Here is an 867-nt window from a genome sequence, read left to right as displayed (position 1 = left end):
TATTGCTTCTAGTTTCGGTGATATATTTTATAATAATTGTTTAAATAATCATTTGATACCAATTATTTTATCTGAAAATGAAATTAATACTTTGTTCGATATAACATCAAATTATAAAAATGTAAGTTTCACAATAGATTTGCAAAACAACACAATTTTAGCAAAAAATTATTCATATCATTTTAAAATTGACGCATTACATAAATTTTGTATTATGCATCAATTAGATAAAATCGATTTAACAATAAAAAATGAAGAAAAAATAACTAAATATGAAAAGAAAATATTTGATTTTTTTATAAAAAAATAATTTTTATCAAATAAAAATATAATATAAATTAATATTTTAAAAAAATAATATATACTATAATAGTACAAAATACTAAAAATTGGAAAAAAAATGAATAATACGAAAATTGTCAATTTTAACGACGAAAATTTTGAAAAAAATATATTACAAGAAAAAAAATTTATATTAGTTGATTTTTGGGCAGAATGGTGCAATCCATGTAAAATGTTAGCTCCTATTTTGGAAGAAATAGCTGTTGAGTATCAAGATCAGTTAATAGTAGCTAAAATAAACATTGATGAAAATCCCGACACAGCTCCTAAATATTCTATTAGAGGAATTCCTGCTTTATTATTATTTAAAAATGGAAAGTTAATAAAAACTAAAATAGGTGCACTTTCTAAAATACAATTACAAACATTTTTAAACAAATATTTGATATAATTTTATATAGAATAGCGGTTTTTTAAAATTTATATAGAACCGCTAGACTTTTTAAAAAAATATGATAGTATGAAATATATTTATGTTAAAAAATTTAATTATTTAACAAATTAATAAAAAAAAGATGGATTGTA

At 19.0% G+C, this 867-nt stretch carries 1 protein-coding gene and 1 pseudogene; both read left to right on the top strand.

Translation table 11 applies throughout. The annotated features are described in order from the left end of the window. Positions 1–310, top strand: a pseudogene (gene leuD / locus LDP10_RS03010) (3-isopropylmalate dehydratase small subunit); the annotation flags it as partial. A gap of 90 nt (positions 311–400) precedes the next feature. After that, positions 401–733 (top strand): thioredoxin TrxA, encoded by a 333-nt coding sequence (trxA, locus tag LDP10_RS03005; protein ID WP_265197262.1) that lies wholly within the window; start codon positions 401–403, stop codon positions 731–733. Positions 734–867: the final 134 nt, after the last annotated feature.

The organism is Buchnera aphidicola (Pemphigus obesinymphae), from assembly GCF_026122815.1.
Classification (GTDB): Bacteria; Pseudomonadota; Gammaproteobacteria; order Enterobacterales; family Enterobacteriaceae; genus Buchnera_C; species Buchnera_C aphidicola_BJ.
This window is presented reverse-complemented; position numbering and strand designations above follow the sequence as displayed.

What these genes read in the sequence shown, in the direction of transcription:
- trxA (WP_265197262.1), top strand. Translation starts at nt 401, where the DNA reads ATGAATAATACGAAAATTGTCAATTTTAACGACGAAAATTTTGAAAAA.